This window comes from Brevibacillus borstelensis (assembly GCF_037834415.1).
Lineage (GTDB): Bacteria > Bacillota > Bacilli > Brevibacillales > Brevibacillaceae > Brevibacillus > Brevibacillus borstelensis_A.
In genome coordinates this window covers 12,871-29,775 of the sequence record NZ_JAUMSJ010000017.1, presented here as the reverse complement: position 1 = coordinate 29,775, position 16,905 = coordinate 12,871, and the positions used below count along the sequence as shown (strand labels likewise).

Annotated in this window: 16 protein-coding genes and 1 other annotated feature; all 16 genes read right to left on the bottom strand. The window is 52.6% G+C overall.

Translation table 11 applies throughout. From position 1 onward, the window contains the following. Positions 1–2 precede the first annotated feature (2 nt). Entirely contained in the window at positions 3–3,632 is a 3,630-nt protein-coding gene (gene rpoC, locus Q3F21_RS14790; protein ID WP_340254235.1) for a DNA-directed RNA polymerase subunit beta', read from the bottom strand. Positions 3,633–3,661: 29 nt separating this feature from the next. Next, complete coding sequence (gene rpoB, locus Q3F21_RS14785) at positions 3,662–7,201, bottom strand: DNA-directed RNA polymerase subunit beta (protein WP_340254232.1); 3,540 nt, start codon at positions 7,199–7,201, stop codon at positions 3,662–3,664. A 338-nt stretch (positions 7,202–7,539) separates the two neighbouring features. Continuing rightward, positions 7,540–8,136 (bottom strand): class I SAM-dependent methyltransferase, encoded by a 597-nt coding sequence (locus Q3F21_RS14780; protein ID WP_340254229.1) that lies wholly within the window; start codon positions 8,134–8,136, stop codon positions 7,540–7,542. Between the two features lie 98 nt (positions 8,137–8,234). After that, positions 8,235–8,597, bottom strand: a complete 363-nt coding sequence (rplL, locus tag Q3F21_RS14775) for a 50S ribosomal protein L7/L12 (protein ID WP_003392006.1) — start codon at positions 8,595–8,597, stop codon at positions 8,235–8,237. An 81-nt stretch (positions 8,598–8,678) separates the two neighbouring features. Then, positions 8,679–9,194, bottom strand: a complete 516-nt coding sequence (gene rplJ / locus Q3F21_RS14770) for a 50S ribosomal protein L10 (RefSeq protein ID WP_340254225.1) — start codon at positions 9,192–9,194, stop codon at positions 8,679–8,681. A 22-nt stretch (positions 9,195–9,216) separates the two neighbouring features. Continuing rightward, positions 9,217–9,381 (bottom strand) — a sequence feature (ribosomal protein L10 leader region). 48 nt (positions 9,382–9,429) lie between these two features. Further along, positions 9,430–10,113, bottom strand: a complete 684-nt coding sequence (gene rplA / locus Q3F21_RS14765; protein WP_003392009.1) for a 50S ribosomal protein L1 — start codon at positions 10,111–10,113, stop codon at positions 9,430–9,432. Between the two features lie 95 nt (positions 10,114–10,208). Next, positions 10,209–10,634 (bottom strand): 50S ribosomal protein L11, encoded by a 426-nt coding sequence (gene rplK / locus Q3F21_RS14760; RefSeq protein WP_003392012.1) that lies wholly within the window; start codon positions 10,632–10,634, stop codon positions 10,209–10,211. 180 nt (positions 10,635–10,814) lie between these two features. Further along, on the bottom strand, positions 10,815–11,351 hold the full coding sequence (nusG, locus tag Q3F21_RS14755) for a transcription termination/antitermination protein NusG (RefSeq protein ID WP_003392014.1): 537 nt from the start codon (positions 11,349–11,351) through the stop codon (positions 10,815–10,817). A gap of 44 nt (positions 11,352–11,395) precedes the next feature. Continuing rightward, a complete protein-coding gene (secE, locus tag Q3F21_RS14750) occupies positions 11,396–11,611 on the bottom strand; it encodes a preprotein translocase subunit SecE (protein ID WP_340254220.1) in 216 nt (71 codons plus the stop codon). A 33-nt stretch (positions 11,612–11,644) separates the two neighbouring features. Beyond that, on the bottom strand, positions 11,645–11,794 hold the full coding sequence (gene rpmG / locus Q3F21_RS14745; RefSeq protein ID WP_003392018.1) for a 50S ribosomal protein L33: 150 nt from the start codon (positions 11,792–11,794) through the stop codon (positions 11,645–11,647). A gap of 234 nt (positions 11,795–12,028) precedes the next feature. Beyond that, positions 12,029–12,679, bottom strand: a complete 651-nt coding sequence (gene sigH / locus Q3F21_RS14740; protein WP_003392020.1) for an RNA polymerase sporulation sigma factor SigH — start codon at positions 12,677–12,679, stop codon at positions 12,029–12,031. Positions 12,680–12,758: 79 nt separating this feature from the next. Then, complete coding sequence (locus Q3F21_RS14735) at positions 12,759–13,283, bottom strand: NYN domain-containing protein (protein WP_340254215.1); 525 nt, start codon at positions 13,281–13,283, stop codon at positions 12,759–12,761. Position 13,284: 1 nt separating this feature from the next. After that, positions 13,285–14,040, bottom strand: a complete 756-nt coding sequence (rlmB, locus tag Q3F21_RS14730; protein ID WP_340254212.1) for a 23S rRNA (guanosine(2251)-2'-O)-methyltransferase RlmB — start codon at positions 14,038–14,040, stop codon at positions 13,285–13,287. Continuing rightward, the gene (locus Q3F21_RS14725; RefSeq protein ID WP_340254209.1) at positions 14,033–14,446 is read right to left on the bottom strand and encodes a Mini-ribonuclease 3; all 414 of its coding nucleotides are present in this window, start codon (positions 14,444–14,446) and stop codon (positions 14,033–14,035) included. The genes rlmB and Q3F21_RS14725 overlap by 8 nt, the downstream gene beginning before the upstream one ends. 17 nt (positions 14,447–14,463) lie before the next feature. Beyond that, a complete protein-coding gene (cysS, locus tag Q3F21_RS14720; protein ID WP_340254206.1) occupies positions 14,464–15,870 on the bottom strand; it encodes a cysteine--tRNA ligase in 1,407 nt (468 codons plus the stop codon). Next, positions 15,851–16,516 (bottom strand): serine O-acetyltransferase, encoded by a 666-nt coding sequence (cysE, locus tag Q3F21_RS14715; RefSeq protein ID WP_340254203.1) that lies wholly within the window; start codon positions 16,514–16,516, stop codon positions 15,851–15,853. Before cysE ends, cysS begins: the two co-directional genes overlap by 20 nt. Between the last annotated feature and the right edge of the window lie 389 nt (positions 16,517–16,905).

Genomic DNA, 16,905 nt, shown 5'->3' with positions numbered 1-16,905 from the left:
TGTTACTCTACCGACACAGCTTCGCGCTGCTCGCTGTTCTCGCTAGCTTGCGCTTCGTAATCTGCGCGGCTTGCTACCTTGATATTGCGGTAGCGGGACATACCGGTACCGGCTGGAACCAGTTTTCCGATGATGACGTTCTCTTTCAGGCCGAGAAGGCGGTCCACCTTGCCTTTGATCGCCGCATCGGTCAGGACACGCGTTGTCTCCTGGAAGGATGCTGCCGACAGGAAGGAGTCTGTTTCCAGAGAAGCCTTGGTGATCCCCAGCAGGACCGGACGACCGACAGCAGGGCTCTTTCCTTCCATAAAGGCTTTGGCGTTTGCCTGCTCAAACTCATGCACTTCGACATAAGAGCCTGGCAGAAGATCGGTTTCGCCGCTGTCGATCACTCTCAGCTTGCGAAGCATCTGGCGGATCATGACCTCGACGTGCTTGTCGTTAATTTCTACCCCTTGCATCCGGTACACTTTTTGTACCTCCTGCAGGATGTAGTTGGATACACCGCGTTGGCCGCGGACTTTGAGCATTTCTTTCGGGTCAACGGAACCCTCTGTCAGCTCGTCGCCGGCACTGAGCTTGGTGCCTACGGCTACCTTGATGCGGGAGCCGTACGGTACGGCGTACACTTTGTTTTCCGCCTCGCCGCGGACTTCGATCTCACGGCGGTCCTTGCCTTCGCGGATGTCGATGACTTCCCCGTCGATTTCGGAAATAACCGCTTGCCCTTTCGGATTGCGCGCCTCAAACAGCTCTTGAATACGCGGCAAACCTTGGGTAATATCGTCTCCCGCAACCCCCCCGGTATGGAAGGTACGCATCGTCAGCTGGGTTCCCGGTTCACCGATGGATTGAGCGGCGATGATTCCGACAGCTTCGCCGATTTCCACCTCGTCTCCGGTAGCCAGGTTGCGGCCGTAGCAGCGCTTGCACACGCCATGGCTTGTGCGGCAAGCAAGCACGTTGCGGATGTAAATCTCGGTAATCCCTGCTTTTTCGATTACCTCGGCAATTTCTTCTGTAATTTCCTCGTTGCGGCCGATGATGACTTCGCCAGTCTCCGGATGGCGCACAGTTTCAAAACATGTACGGCCAATCAGGCGATCAGACAGCTTCTCGATTTCTTCCTTGCCGTCCTTGATCGCTGTGACGCGAATACCCTTGTCGGTTCCGCAATCGATTTCGCGGACGATCACGTCTTGCGCAACGTCAACCAGACGGCGTGTCAGGTAACCCGAGTCAGCTGTACGCAGCGCGGTATCAGCAAGACCTTTACGCGCGCCGTGCGTGGAGATGAAGTACTCCAATACGGTCAGGCCTTCCCGGAAGTTCGATTTGATCGGCAGCTCGATGATTCGGCCGGACGGGTTCGCCATCAGACCGCGCATGCCGGCCAGCTGTGTAATCTGCGATACGTTACCGCGGGCACCGGAGTTCGCCATCATGAAGATCGCATTGAACTTATCCATGGACTTCATCAGTACTTCGGTTACCTCGTCCTTCGCCTTGGACCAGATGGAGATAACCCTGTCGTAGCGCTCATCCTCGGTAATCAGACCGCGACGGTATTGCGCCATAACGGTTTGTACCTTTTGATCAGCCTCTTCAAGGATATCCCTTTTCTTCTCAGGCACGACGATATCGGCAACTGCGATCGTAATTCCGGCTTTCGTAGAGTACGTAAAGCCCAGTTCCTTGATTTTGTCCAGAATCTTCGAGGTTTCCATTGTGCCAAAACGGCGGAAGCACTCGGAGATGATCGTTCCCAAGAAGCCTTTTTTCACAGCTCCCTGGTCAGGCAGCTTGGCGATAAACTCTTTTACGTCTACGCCTTTATCAAAAATGAAGTAATCATTCGGTACGCCTTTTTGCAGATTGCCTTTTGTCGGTACGTTGATAAACGGCAGCTCTGGCGGGAAGATTTCGTTAAAGATCAGCTTCCCTACAGTCGTCACGAACAGAGCGTTACGTTGTTCTTCTGTAAAGCTGGTCTTGTTCAGTTCCTTCGCTGGCAGGGCAATGCGGGTATGCAGGCTGATAAAGCCGTTTTGGTAAGCGGCAATCGCATCGTGCGAATCGCGGTATACCGTACCCTCGCCAATATCGCCTTCGCGCTCCAGCGTCAGATAGTAGGAACCGAGGACCATGTCCTGGGAAGGCGTTACAACCGGCTTTCCGTCTTTCGGGTTCAAAATGTTCTGCGCTGCCAGCATGAGGATACGGGCTTCTGCCTGTGCCTCAGCAGACAGGGGAACGTGAACCGCCATCTGGTCACCGTCAAAGTCGGCGTTGTATGCCGTACAAACAAGCGGATGCAGACGAATCGCACGGCCTTCTACCAATACAGGTTCGAATGCCTGAATACCAAGGCGGTGCAGCGTGGGGGCGCGGTTCAACAGCACAGGGTGCTCGCGGATGACATCCTCGAGTACATCCCACACCTCAGGCTGAACGCGCTCTACCTTGCGCTTCGCACTCTTGATATTGTGAGCGAGGCCCTTTGCCACCAGCTCTTTCATCACAAACGGCTTGAACAGCTCCAGCGCCATTTCTTTCGGCAGACCGCACTGATACATCTTCAGGTTTGGCCCCACCACGATAACAGAACGGCCGGAGTAGTCAACGCGCTTGCCGAGCAGGTTTTGACGGAAGCGACCTTGCTTCCCTTTCAGCATATGGCTGAGGGATTTCAGCGGACGGTTTCCAGGACCTGTCACCGGACGGCCGCGGCGGCCGTTGTCGATCAGCGCGTCTACCGCTTCCTGCAGCATGCGCTTCTCGTTTTGCACAATAATGTCCGGTGCGCCCAGTTCCAACAGGCGTTTCAGACGGTTGTTGCGGTTGATTACGCGGCGATACAGATCGTTCAGGTCAGAGGTGGCAAAGCGGCGGCCCCCGTCCAGTTGAACCATCGGACGCAGCTCCGGCGGAATGACCGGCAGTACATCCAGAACCATCCAGTCCGGACGGTTGCCGGAATTGCGGAATGCCTCCAGTACTTCCAGACGCTTGATCGCACGGTTGCGGCGTTGGCCTTGCGCCGTTTTCAAATCTTCCTTCAGCGTCTCTACTTCTTTTTCCAAATCGATTTCCTGAAGAAGGCGCTTGATCGCCTCTGCTCCCATCATCGCCTGGAAGGAGTGCCCGTATTTCTCACGGTAGTTGCGGTATTCCTTTTCGGACAACAGCTGCTTTTTATCGAGCGGCGTATCGCCCGGGTCAGTTACCACGTAAGATGCAAAGTAGATCACTTCCTCGAGCGAACGCGGGGACATGTCAAGAACAAGGCCCATGCGGCTCGGGATTCCTTTGAAATACCAGATGTGAGAGACTGGGGCAGCCAATTCGATGTGCCCCATCCGCTCACGGCGTACTTTGGCGCGGGTCACTTCCACGCCGCATCGATCGCACACGACACCTTTGTAGCGAACGCGCTTGTATTTTCCGCAATGGCACTCCCAGTCCTTGGTCGGACCGAAGATGCGCTCGCAGAACAAACCGTCCTTTTCCGGTTTCAACGTACGATAGTTGATCGTTTCCGGCTTTTTCACTTCCCCGAAAGACCAAGAGCGGATCTTGTCCGGGGAAGCCAGGCCGATCTTCATATATTCGAAGTTGTTCACGTCTATCACAGGGCGTTACCTCCCTTTGTACCGGAATCTTACTCTTCGTCCAAGCTTCCGCCTTCAAGCACGAGATTCAGCTTTTCACCACTGCCCTCGTCCTCTTCTTCCATTTCACGCATTTCAATTTCCTGCTCGTCTTCGGACAGGATTTTCACGTCCATACCCAAGCTTTGCAGTTCCTTGATGAGAACCTTGAAGGACTCAGGAACACCTGGCTCCGGCACGTTTTCCCCTTTGACGATCGCTTCGTAGGTCTTCACCCGACCCACGACGTCGTCCGACTTGACAGTAAGAATCTCTTGCAGGGTGTAGGCGGCACCATAAGCCTCGAGTGCCCAAACCTCCATCTCCCCGAAGCGCTGTCCGCCAAACTGAGCTTTACCGCCCAGCGGCTGCTGCGTAACGAGCGAGTATGGACCAGTGGAACGAGCGTGGATCTTGTCGTCCACCAAGTGAGCCAGCTTCAGCATGTACACGCAGCCTACCGTTACACGGCGATCAAACGGTTCACCTGTACGGCCATCGTACAAAATGGTTTTTCCGTCACGGTCGAGGCCGGCTTCTTCCAGCGTTTCGAACACGTCTTCCTGACGAGCGCCGTCAAATACCGGTGTCGCTACGTGGATGCCGAGCATTTTTGCCGCCATGCCGAGGTGCGTTTCCAGTACCTGACCGATGTTCATCCGGGACGGAACCCCGAGCGGGTTCAGAACGATTTCCACAGGAGAGCCATCCGGCAGGAACGGCATATCCTCCTCTGGCATGATACGGGCGATAACCCCTTTGTTACCATGTCGGCCGGCCATTTTGTCACCCACGGAAATTTTCCGTTTTTGGGCGATGTAAACGCGGACGAGCTGGTTGACGCCTGGCGGCAGCTCGTCGCCGTTTTCGCGGGTAAACACTTTCACGTCGACAACGATGCCGGAACCGCCGTGCGGCACGCGCAAGGAGGTGTCGCGAACTTCACGCGCCTTTTCACCGAAGATGGCATGGAGCAAGCGCTCTTCCGCCGTCAGCTCGGTAACCCCTTTTGGAGTTACTTTACCGACGAGGATGTCGCCGTCCTGAATCTCCGCACCGACGCGAACGATACCGCGCTCGTCGAGATTTTTCAGAGCATCTTCCCCGACGTTCGGGATATCCCGGGTGATTTCTTCCGGACCGAGCTTGGTGTCGCGGGCTTCGGACTCGTATTCTTCAATATGGATAGACGTATACACGTCATCTTTTACCAGCTTTTCGCTGAGCAGAATGGCATCCTCGTAGTTGTACCCTTCCCAGGTCATGAACGCGACGATGACGTTGCGGCCCAGTGCCAATTCACCCTTCTCCGTGGACGGACCGTCACCGATGATGTCGCCTTTTTCAATCCAGTCGCCTTTTCTGACGATCGGGCGCTGGTTGATGCAGGTCCCTTGGTTGGAACGGATAAATTTGTGCAGCTTGTATTTGTCGATATCGCCGGCCACTTTCTTGCCGTCGATCTCCTGGTAGCGGCGTACCCAAATTTCACGGGCTGTCACGCGCTCTACCTGACCCGGATACTTGGCGACAATCGCCACGCCGGAGTCTTGCGCTGCTTTATGCTCCATACCGGTACCGACAAACGGCGCTTGCGGAATGAGCAGAGGAACCGCCTGCCGCTGCATGTTGGAACCCATCAGCGCGCGGTTGGCGTCGTCGTTTTCCAGGAACGGAATCAAAGCAGTCGCAACCGAAACAACTTGCTTCGGAGATACGTCCATATAATCGACCTTGTCGCGAGGGACGCTCAAGATGTCGCCCTTGCGTCGGCAAATAACCATGTCGTTGATGAAGCGGCCCGTTTCGTCCAAAGGCTGATTGGCCTGGGCGACGTTGAACACGTCTTCTTCATCCGCCGTCAGATAGGCGATTTCATCCAGCACGAAACCGGTCTCTGGGTCTACCTTGCGCCGTGGAGTCTCAATGAAGCCATAATCATTGATCCGGGCAAAGGAGGACAGCGAGTTGATCAACCCGATGTTCGGACCCTCCGGCGTCTCAATCGGACACATGCGGCCGTAGTGAGAGTGGTGGACGTCACGCACTTCAAAGCCCGCGCGTTCACGCGTCAAACCACCGGGACCGAGCGCAGAGAGACGGCGCTTGTGCGTCAGCTCGGCAAGCGGGTTGGTCTGGTCCATAAACTGCGACAGCTGGGAGCTTCCGAAGAACTCCTTGATCGCCGCGATGACCGGACGAATGTTGATCAGCGCTTGCGGCGTGATCTGGTTTTGGTCCTGAATGGACATGCGCTCGCGAACAACGCGCTCCATACGGGAAAGACCGATTCGGAACTGATTTTGCAAAAGCTCGCCCACGGAACGCAGACGGCGGTTGCCCAAATGGTCGATATCATCCGTAGAACCGACTCCGTGGAGGAGGTTCATGAAGTAGTTGATCGCCGCAACGATATCAGCCGGCGTGATGTGCTTGAAAGACTTATCCACGTTTCCGTTGCCGATGACCTTGATCACTTTGCCGTCGTCGAGCGGAGAAAAGATGTTGATGGATTGCAGACGGATCGTATCCTCTTCGAGAACGCCGCCGTGCGTCCGCACATCTACGAATCCAACGCTCTCTTCGAGCATCGGCAGAATCCGGTCCAGAATCCGGCGGTCGATCATTTGACCTGCATCTGCGATGATTTCACCTGTGCTCGCATCTACCAGCGTCTCAGCCAGACGCTGATTGTAGAGACGGTTTTTCAGGTGAAGCTTCTTGTTCATTTTATAGCGACCGACGGATGCCAGGTCGTAACGCTTCGGGTCGAAGAAACGGGAAATGAGCAAGCTCTTTGCGTTCTCGACTGTCGGCGGTTCGCCCGGACGCAGGCGCTCATAGATTTCGATCAGCGCCTTTTCCGTAGAGTCGGTATTGTCTTTCTCCAGCGTATTTTTGATATACTCGTCCTCACCCAGCAGGTTGAGAATCTCGATGTCGGAACCAAAGCCGAGAGCGCGCAAAAGCACCGTTACCGGGATCTTCCGGGTACGGTCGATACGGACGTAAATGACATCCTTCGCGTCCGTCTCCAACTCCAGCCACGCGCCGCGGTTTGGAATAACGGTAGCGGTAAATGTTTGCTTGCCGTTTTTGTCCACTTTGGTGTTGTAATATACACTGGGGGAACGAACAAGCTGGCTGACAATGACACGCTCAGCCCCGTTAATGATGAAGGTTCCCGTTTCGGTCATGAGCGGGAAATCCCCCATGAAGACTTCTTGTTCCTTCACTTCGCCCGTCTCTTTGTTAAGCAAGCGGACCTTCACGCGCAGAGGCGCTGCATAGGTGACGTCACGTTCTTTCGACTCGTCCACGTCATACTTGGGCTCACCCAGGCTGTAATCGATAAATTCCAGCACGAGATTACCCGTAAAGTCCTGGATCGGGGAAATGTCCTGGAACATTTCACGCAAGCCTTCATCCAGGAACCACTGGTAAGATTTTTGCTGAATCTCGATCAGGTTTGGAAGGCCCAGCACTTCGTTAATACGCGAATACGTACGACGCTGGCGGTGTCGGCCACTTTGAATCACTTTACCTGCCAACTTATTCACCCCTCAGGTTGTGTTTTCACACATAGAAAACTGGGCATTCGGCAAGCTTTTCAGCGGACGAATGCCTTGGTGCGAGCAAAAAATAAAAATGGGTTAAAGCAGCGTTACACATTTTTAACCCAAAGGAAATCTATTTTATAAGAATTCCCATCTTTTTACACCGTCATTCCTCCTTTGAATAAAAAAGCAGGAAAGGCGTTTTGACAATGAGAACTGTTAAAAAAATAGACATTGATCCCATATTGACATTTTATAATGCTATCATATTGAAATATGCACGTCAAGGGACTTTTTTTATAGCTTGGAACAGGGAACTGAACTGTGTTCCGTTATTTTCTTGCTCTAAATATGAAATAGCCTTTTTTCTTATCTACCTCTTCGACTTCCCGATAGACTTCCTGCAGCTTTCGCAAGGCGGAAGGCGCCCCTTGCTTTTTCTGAATCACTACCCACATCTCGCCGCCTTCAGAAAGCAGCTCGTACCCTTCCGTAAAAATGCGATGGACGATCTCCTTGCCGGCACGAATCGGCGGATTGGTCAAAATCACGTCAAACGCTCGTCCCTGAACAGCGCTGTACACATCGCTCACGAGGATCTCCACATTTGTGATTCCGTTCAGTTGGGCATTTCGACGCGCCAATTCGACCGCACGCTCATTGACATCGAGCATCGTAACATGGCCGCGGGCGGCCAGCTTCGCTGCCGTCAACCCCATCGGTCCGTAGCCGCAACCCACATCGAGCACGCGGGCCTGTTCGTCAAATGCCATCGTTTCGATTAACAGCTGGCTGCCAAAATCCACCCGATCCCGGGAAAATACACCCGCATCCGTGATAAAGCGAAGCTCATATCCCCGCAGCGCAAAGGTAAACTGCTGTTCGTCATGCTTCGCTCCCGGGCGGCTTGTGTAGTAGTGATCTGCCACGTATGGTCCACCTTTCCTCGTCGATAGGCACAGCTTCTTCTTACAGAAAATCCCCCTGCCGCAGGCAAGGGGATCTATTCCGCTTTCGGGAAGCTAACTTACTTCACTTCTACAGTTGCGCCAGCTTCTTCGAGTTTTGCTTTGAGGGATTCTGCTTCTTCTTTGGAAACGCCCTCTTTGAGAGTTTTTGGAGCGTTGTCTACCAGGTCTTTTGCTTCTTTCAGACCCAGGCCAGTCAGCTCGCGAACAACTTTGATCACGTTGATTTTGGAAGCGCCGCCGCTTACCAGGTTTACAGTGAATTCAGTTTGCTCAGCAGCAGCTTCAGCTCCGCCGCCAGCAACTACAGCTACAGGAGCAGCAGCAGTTACGCCGAATTCTTCTTCAATTGCTTTTACCAAATCGTTCAGTTCGAGAACGGACATACCTTTGATTGCTTCCAAGATTTGCTCTTTGCTCATCTTATTGTCCTCCCATTCATGGATAAGTGTATTGGGGCGGTTGCTTGCACAACCGGCGGGGTTTGAAACCCGTTCAGGCGATTACGCGCCTTGGCCTTCTTTTTGCTCGGAAACGGCTTTGACTGCCAGTGCGAAGTTGCGCACAGGAGCTTGCAGCACACTGAGAAGCATGGACAGGAGACCTTCGCGGGAAGGCAGTGCTGCCAGCGCTTTGATGTCTTCAGCGCCCACTACTTTTCCTTCGATTACGCCACCCTTGATTTCCAGCTTTTCGTTTTTCTTCGCGAAATCAGCGATGATTTTCGCAGGAGCGATCACATCTTCATTGGAGAACGCGATTGCGTTTGGACCGGTGAGGTACTGATCCAGTTCAGTCAGGTTCTCTTTCGCTGTAGCGAGTCGAGTCAGTGTGTTTTTCAAAACTACGAATTCGACACCTGCTTCACGCAGTTGTTTACGCAGCTCAGTTACTTGCGCTACAGTCAGACCACGGTAATCAGCGATTACTGTCGTTTGGCTAGCGCGCAGTTTTGTAGCGATTTCATTAACCGCTTGTACTTTCTCTTCACGAATAACGGTTGGACGAATTTCTGCCAATTGTTACACCTCCCGTGCTCTATCCTGGAAAAAAGAATGCCCTCGCAGCTTTATACGAGGGCATAATGTATATCGTCAAAGGAAATCTAGCATTTCCTCTATCCGCTTCATTACACGCCTCGGAGGGATATTAAGCAGGGCCAAGGGGCTCTGCACCTTCTGTCTACGGCATGGGATATTCTTTTTCATCAACAGGAACTATCTTATCAACTTCCACAAGGGAAGTCAACTATCATTATTTTACAGCTACACGAACGCCAGGACCCATCGTGGAGCTGATGGATACGTTTTTCATGTAAACGCCTTTTGCTGCCGCTGGTTTCGCACGGTTCAGCGCTTCGGTCAACGCAGCGAGGTTTTCAGCCAGCTTCTCGGCATCAAAGGAAACTTTGCCGATTGGAGCGTGGATGTTACCTGCTTTGTCAACGCGGTACTCGATTTTACCAGCTTTGATTTCGTTAACGGCTTTGGTTACATCGAATGTAACAGTGCCGGTTTTCGGGTTTGGCATAAGGCCTTTCGGACCGAGCACGCGACCCAGTTTCCCTACTTCACCCATCATGTCAGGGGTAGCTACGACTACGTCAAAGTCGAACCAACCGCCTTGAATTTTTGCGATCATGTCTGCATCGCCTACATAATCTGCACCAGCTGCTTCTGCTTCTTTCGCTTTTTCGCCTTTTGCGAACACGAGCACGCGCTGTACTTTACCAGTACCGTGCGGCAGAACAACTGCACCGCGGATTTGTTGGTCAGCACGCTTCGGGTCTACGCCCAGACGGAATGCCGCTTCCACGGATTCATCAAACTTAGCAGAAGCTGCTTTTTTAACCAGCTCGATACCTTCTGCTACTTCATAAACTTTGTTCTTGTCAATCAGCTTCGCAGCCTCTTGGTACTTCTTGCCACGTTTTGCCATGTTTTAAAATCTCCCTTCAATGTGGTCGTAGCGGTTTGATCCTCCCACAAACAAGGGGCACAGCTCTCGTGTACCCCTCATTGCAACAAAGACAATTAGTCTTCGATCACGATACCCATGGAACGAGCGGTACCTTCAACCATGCGCATAGCCGCTTCAACGGTTGCTGCGTTCAGGTCAGGGCGCTTCAGTTCTGCGATTTCACGAACTTTATCGCGTTTCAGGGTAGCAACTTTCGTCTTGTTCGGTACGCCGGAACCAGACTCGATACCAGCAGCTTTCTTCAGCAGAACAGCAGCCGGCGGAGTTTTCGTAATGAAAGTAAAGGAACGGTCTTCAAAAACAGTAATTTCTACTGGAATGATCATTCCTACTTCGCTCTCCGTACGAGCGTTGAATTCTTTACAGAATCCCATGATGTTTACACCAGCTTGACCGAGAGCCGGACCTACTGGAGGTGCAGGGTTCGCTTTACCTGCCGGGATTTGTAATTTAATTACGCGGATAACCTTTTTAGCCACGTAAGACACCTCCTTGCTTCACATGTGGTTATTACGGGGGAATGCCCCCTCCCACCGTTTTGCCGAAAGTCCTATGTAGACTTTCCATCTATAGTGAGAGTGCAAGAAACCCCTTATGGTTGGGGAAATAAGAAACAACATGAAATGTACCACATAGCGTGGTCATTTTCAAGATGAATCCTAATCCAATTTTTGAATCTGCGTAAAGTCTAGCTCGACCGGCGTTTCGCGACCGAAGATATCGACCAGAACGCGAACCTTTTGTCTGTCAGGATGAATCTCGATAATTTCTCCGGTACGGTTGGAGAACGGACCGTCAGTCACGCGCACCATGTCGCGGAGATCAAAATCGACTTTGATTTTGGGAATCTCGATCCCCATCTGACGCAGGATCATATCGGCCTCTTCAGGACGAAGCGCTGTCGGTTTGGAACCGGCGCCCGTGGATCCAACAAAGCCGGTAACCCCAGGGGTGTTCCGTACGACATACCAAGAGTCGTCGGTCATCACCATTTCAACAAGGACATATCCTGGAAACACCTTTTTTGTAACGGTGCGCTTCTTGCCGTCTTTCGTCTCCACTTCTTCTTCCGTGGGAACGAGAACGCGAAAGATCTTGTCTTCCATGCCCATCGACTCGACGCGCTTCTCCAGATTTGTCTTTACCTTGTTTTCATAACCCGAGTAAGTATGAACTACATACCATGCTTTTTCCATATCCACAAGGACGTTATCCGTCCGTCCCTCCTAGGCGTGCAAAATTACGTTCCTAAAATCAAATCAATAAGGCGCGAGATACCCAGATCAATGACAAAGAAGAAAGCAGCGAGAAGCGTAACCGTAATGAGAACGACGACCGTGTAGGTGGTCAATTCCTTTCGGTTTGGCCAGCGGACCTTCTTCAATTCCGATTTGACATCGCCAAAAAATTCACCTGTCCGGCGAAAACTAGATCCTATTCTTGCTAGGAAACCCACACTGCCACCCCCTGACTTCGTCGCTTCCGACCATTACTTCGTTTCGCGATGAAGGGTCTGCTTCTTGTCACGGGAGCAATACTTTTTCAGCTCGACACGCTCAGTAGTAGTGCGCTTGTTTTTCGTGGAGATATAGTTACGCTCGCCACACTCAGTGCACGCCAACGTGATGTTTACTCGCATTTATTGCCACCTCCATCTCATTTCAAACCTACGTATTCAAAAAGAACAAGGATAAAATAGTACGGGAAAACCGCTACTTTTTCCTGACCATTTTAACAAAGCAACCATAGGCAAGAGAGAAATGTGGCCATGGTTACCTAAACAAATTTATCACACCAGTCAACCCATGTCAACAAAACGTCTTGACAAAGCGGAAGCATTTTGTTCCAAAAAGAAAAGAGAGATTCTACCATGTTACAGATGAATCTCTCTACCTTCCAAATACTTTTCCAATTTGCGTTTTACCCGCTGCAGGGCATTGTCTATCGATTTGACATGCCGCTTGAGCTCTACAGCGATTTGCTGATAGGATCGGCCGTCCAGATAGAGCATCAGCACCTGGCGTTCCAGATCGCTCAGGATTTCGCTCATCTTTCCTTCGATGTCGTCGAATTCTTCGCGATTGATGAACAACTCTTCGGGGTCGGTTACCTTCGTCCCGCAAATCACATCGAGCAAGGTGCGGTCCGAATCTTCGTCGTATATCGGCTTGTCCAGGGAAACATACGAGTTGAGCGGAATATGCTTTTGCCTGGTGGCTGTCTTAATCGCAGTAATAATCTGACGGGTTATGCACAGTTCGGCAAACGCTTTGAACGATGTGAGCTTGTCCCCCCGGAAGTCGCGAATGGACTTGTACAATCCGATCATGCCCTCTTGGACGATGTCTTCGCGGTCAGCCCCAATGAGGAAATAGGACCTCGCTTTTGCCCTGACGAAATTCTTGTACTTGTTGATCAAGTATTCCAAGGCTTCGGCATCATTGTCACGTACCAGATCAACTACCTCTTCATCGGACATCAACTCATATTGGGCATGCTTCAACTCCTTGAGGTCAACGCTCACAATGATCCCCCCGCCATCCGGTTTTCCACAGATAGGGCTATTATACATGCGCCGTAAAAAAGCGTCAACCGAATCCATCTTATTCCCTTCGCCATTTTTCGAATATTTTCGCTATTTCCCCATCCAAGGAAATACGCGTGGAGAAGCGCTCTTCACGGGTCTTCTCCACCTGTTGTTTGATCTCCTTGCCGATACTTTCCATGTCGTGAAGCAGCTCCCTCGCTGACTTCCGCAAGGCCCCCTGGCCAAAAATGACGCGCTGGGATGTATAGTCCGAGGTCGCTACATAAATTTGTCGATTTTTCACGTAATGTTCTGCTACGAGCTGCTCGATTTTTTCATCGGCTGTCTCTTTTTTCTTGGTGAAATAAATATCTACCTGATAATCGCTGATCTTTCTTCCGATACCCGGCACGTTGTAGGCATCGAATACGATGATGACCTTTATGCCAGTGAAGCTCTGGTAATCAGCCAGCTTGGAGATCAACAGATCGCGCGCTTCGTCCATGCGCTCCTGATCCTTGAGCACGCGCAGGTCTGGCCAGGCTCCGATGATGTTATAGCCGTCAACAATCAAAAGTTGTTTGGCTTTCCTTTTCGCCATGTCACTTCACCTGAGCCGACAGTGGACTCCTTGCGCGAAAAACTTCGTACATGAGCAGAGCAGCAGCAACAGAGGCGTTGAGCGACGTGACATTTCCGGCCATGGGCAGGCTGTACAGGAAGTCGCAGTTGTCTTTTACCAATCTGCTCATCCCCTTGCCTTCGCTGCCGATCACGATCGCCAGCGGCATCGAGTAATCGCCTTGGCGGAAGTCTTGCTTGGCGCTGGCGTCCGTACCGGCGATCCAGACGCCTTTTTCCTTCAATTCCTCCATGGTTCGCACCAGGTTGGTCACCCGTGCCACGGGCACGTAATTGATCGCTCCGGCGGAGGCCTTCGCGACAGTCGCCGTCAAAGAGACCGAGCGCCGTTTCGGAATGACAATGCCGTGCGCCCCTACCGCATCCGCCGTACGCATGATGGAGCCTAAATTGTGGGGGTCCTCAAGCTCATCGAGCAATAGGAGGAATGGCGCCTCGTTTCGCTCTTCGGCTCTCTTCAGAATGTCTTCCACTTCGACGTAGTCATAGGCGGCGACAGAGGCAATGACCCCCTGGTGATTGTCGGTGCCGCACAGCTGGTCAAGCTTTTTGCGGTTTGCCGTGGTGACGATCACACCTTGCTCCCGGGCCAGGGAGAAGATAGGCCCCATCAAATTTTTGTTGGTCCCTTCCGCAATCCATATCTTGTTCATGGTACGGCCTGACCGCAACGCCTCGATAATCGGATTCTTTCCGACAATCCACTCTTCACTCATGTCCGTATACTCCTTCCACAATGGCAAATGCCTGCTGCATGATCTCCGCCAGCCGCTCTTCTTTTCCGCACAGATACAAAAAGCCGATGAGTGCCTCAAAAGCGGTAGCGTGCCGGTAATCGATAATATCTGCATTCTTTGCGCTGGAGCCGGATTTGGCGTTGCGTCCGCGCCTTACCACCGCCGCCTCTTCTTCCGAGAACTGCGGCATCAGGGTCAGCAGGATGTTTGCCTGCGCTTTGGCAGAGACGTACTGATTGGCCGTCTTGTGGAGCACGTTTGGCTTCACGAGTCCTTTTGCGATCAAATGGTAGCGAACGCAATGCGAATACGTAGCGTCTCCCAAAAAAGCGAGCACCAGCGGATTTAACAAATGAGGATCTTTTGACAGCTCTTCCTTCTGCATCGTTTGTTATGCCCCTTTTATTTTCTTCGCCAGCGAACGCCTTGAGGGGTATCCTCCAAAAGAATCCCCTTTTCGCTCAGGAGATCGCGGATTTCGTCTGCCCGCGCAAAGTTCCGGGAGCGCCGGGCTTCCGTGCGCTCTTCGATCAGCGCCTCCACCTCGCTGTCCAACAGCTCCTCGGCCTGTTCCAGCTGTACTCCGAGTACATCGGTCAGTTCTACAAGCAAGGAAAGGTACTGCTCTACCTGCTCCTGGCCGACATTTGGATGGCGTACATACAGATTGGCTTCCTTGACTACTTCATAAATGACCGTAATGGCATTGGCCGTATTCAGGTCATCGTCCATCTCGGCAATAAAGCTTTCCCGCAGCTCGCGGATGATGCGGGCCTGTTCGTCGGCAAGGCCATTCGGCTCCTGCGGACGGGCAGTCTCCAGTCGGTGGCGGAGATTGGCGTAAGCCGTCTTGATCCGCTCCAATCCGTTGGCCGCCTGCTCCAGAAGGTCGTCGCTGAAGTTGATCGGATTGCGGTAGTGGCCTTGCAGCATGAAAAAGCGGATCAGCTCTCCCCCGTAATGCTGGATCAGGTCGCGGGCCAGGATGAAGTTCCCGAGCGACTTGGACATTTTTTCATTGTTGATATTGAGCATGCCGTTGTGCAGCCAGTAACGCGCGAATACTTTTCCCGTGTAGCATTCGGACTGGGCAATTTCATTTTCGTGGTGAGGGAAAACGAGATCGGTCCCCCCCGCGTGTATGTCGATCTGGTCACCGAGGAATTTCAGCGCCATCGCCGAGCATTCGATATGCCAGCCCGGACGGCCTTCTCCCCATGGACTGCTCCAGCTTACCTCACCCGGCTTGGCTGCCTTCCACAGCGCGAAGTCGAGCGGATTTTCCTTCTTTTCATTGATCTCTACGCGAGCGCCTGCCTGCAGCTCATCGAGGGGCTGATGGGAGAGCTTTCCGTATTCGGCGAATCGTCCCGTGCGGAAATACACGTCGCCTTCGCTATCATAGGCATACCCCTTCTCGATCAGCCCTTCGATAAACTGAATGATCTCGGGAATGGTCTGCATGACCCTTGGCTGGATGTCCGGCGGCAAGATATTGAGGGACCGCAAGTCTTCGTTAAAAGCGTCCGTATAACGGTCCGCCACCTCTTTTACCGTGATGCCCTCTTCGTTGGCTCTCCGGATCAGCTTATCGTCCACATCGGTAATATTTTGCACAAATGTAACCTCGTACCCCCGGTATTTCAGGTATCGGCGGAGCGTATCGAATACAATGGCCGGGCGGGCATTGCCGATGTGAATGTAATTGTACACAGTCGGGCCGCACACATACATCTTCACTTTGCCAGGCTCCAGCGGAACAAACGCTTCCTTTTGCTTGGTCAGCGTATTAGTGAACTGAATGCTCATTGTCCTTCTTATCCTCCCTCAAAGCGCTCACTTCTTTGCGCAACTGCTCGATTTCCTGTTGCATGGTCCGAATCATGTCCGCCACCGGGTCGGGTAGGTTGACGTGGTCTAGATCATTCGTGACCTTTTTTCCGTCCTGTATTCGGATGCGGCCCGGAATGCCTACGACGGTAGAGTTGGGCGGCACCTCCTGCAGCACGACCGAGCCAGCCCCGATCTTGGAATTGTCTCCGATTTTAAAGGAACCCAGCACTTTGGCCCCTGATGCGATAATTACATTATTGCCTACAGTCGGATGCCGCTTCCCTTTTTCCTTGCCGGTACCGCCCAATGTTACTCCCTGATAGATGGTGACGTTGTCGCCGATCTCACAGGTTTCCCCGATGACGACACCCATCCCGTGGTCAATAAACAGCCGCCTGCCGATCTTTGCCCCCGGATGGATTTCGATCCCGGTAATAAACCGGAAAAACTGGGAAATCGCCCGCGCAAGAGTAAACCAGCCGGCTTTCCAGCACTTGTGGGCAATGCGGTGTCCCCATATCGCATGAAGTCCGGAATACGTCAATACTACTTCGAATGTGCTGCGAGCTGCCGGGTCACGCTCAAATACTGCCTGAATGTCATCCCTCATCTGTGAAAGCACAGGGTTTCACCTCCTGCTGTCGTTTGCCTGATAAAAAAATAATTGCTGCAAAACAAAAACGTCTCTGCCGCCTTCGGTCAGAAGGAGGCAGAGACGGGTTGAACCGCGGTTCCACTCTGCTTAGATTGCCAATTGTCCGCCTTCCCAAAGGACAGACTCGGGCAAATCTCGCTTTTTTCCCGATAACGGCGGGCCACCGTTTGCCCTACTGCCGGCCCTTGCCCATAGGCAATGCAGGTTCGGGGTCACAGCTCTCAGGTGCATTTCCTGACAGGTCTCGCCAGACGGCTCTCACCTTTCCGTCCTCTCTTTGGACGAGCTTGCTGCAGTACTCTCCTGGTCATCGCTTGATCGCACAGGGCGGCTGAAAACGTCCGCCCGCGCCGTAT

Coding starts and splice junctions, on each gene's coding strand:
- rplL (WP_003392006.1), bottom strand. CDS start 8,597: ATGAGCAAAGAGCAAATCTTGGAAGCAATCAAAGGTATGTCCGTTCTC.
- rplA (WP_003392009.1), bottom strand. CDS start 10,113: ATGGCAAAACGTGGCAAGAAGTACCAAGAGGCTGCGAAGCTGATTGAC.
- nusG (WP_003392014.1), bottom strand. CDS start 11,351: ATGGAAAAAGCATGGTATGTAGTTCATACTTACTCGGGTTATGAAAAC.
- rpmG (WP_003392018.1), bottom strand. CDS start 11,794: ATGCGAGTAAACATCACGTTGGCGTGCACTGAGTGTGGCGAGCGTAAC.
- Q3F21_RS14735 (WP_340254215.1), bottom strand. CDS start 13,283: ATGGCGAAAAGGAAAGCCAAACAACTTTTGATTGTTGACGGCTATAAC.
- rlmB (WP_340254212.1), bottom strand. CDS start 14,040: ATGAGTGAAGAGTGGATTGTCGGAAAGAATCCGATTATCGAGGCGTTG.
- Q3F21_RS14725 (WP_340254209.1), bottom strand. CDS start 14,446: ATGCAGAAGGAAGAGCTGTCAAAAGATCCTCATTTGTTAAATCCGCTG.
- cysS (WP_340254206.1), bottom strand. CDS start 15,870: ATGAGCATTCAGTTCACTAATACGCTGACCAAGCAAAAGGAAGCGTTT.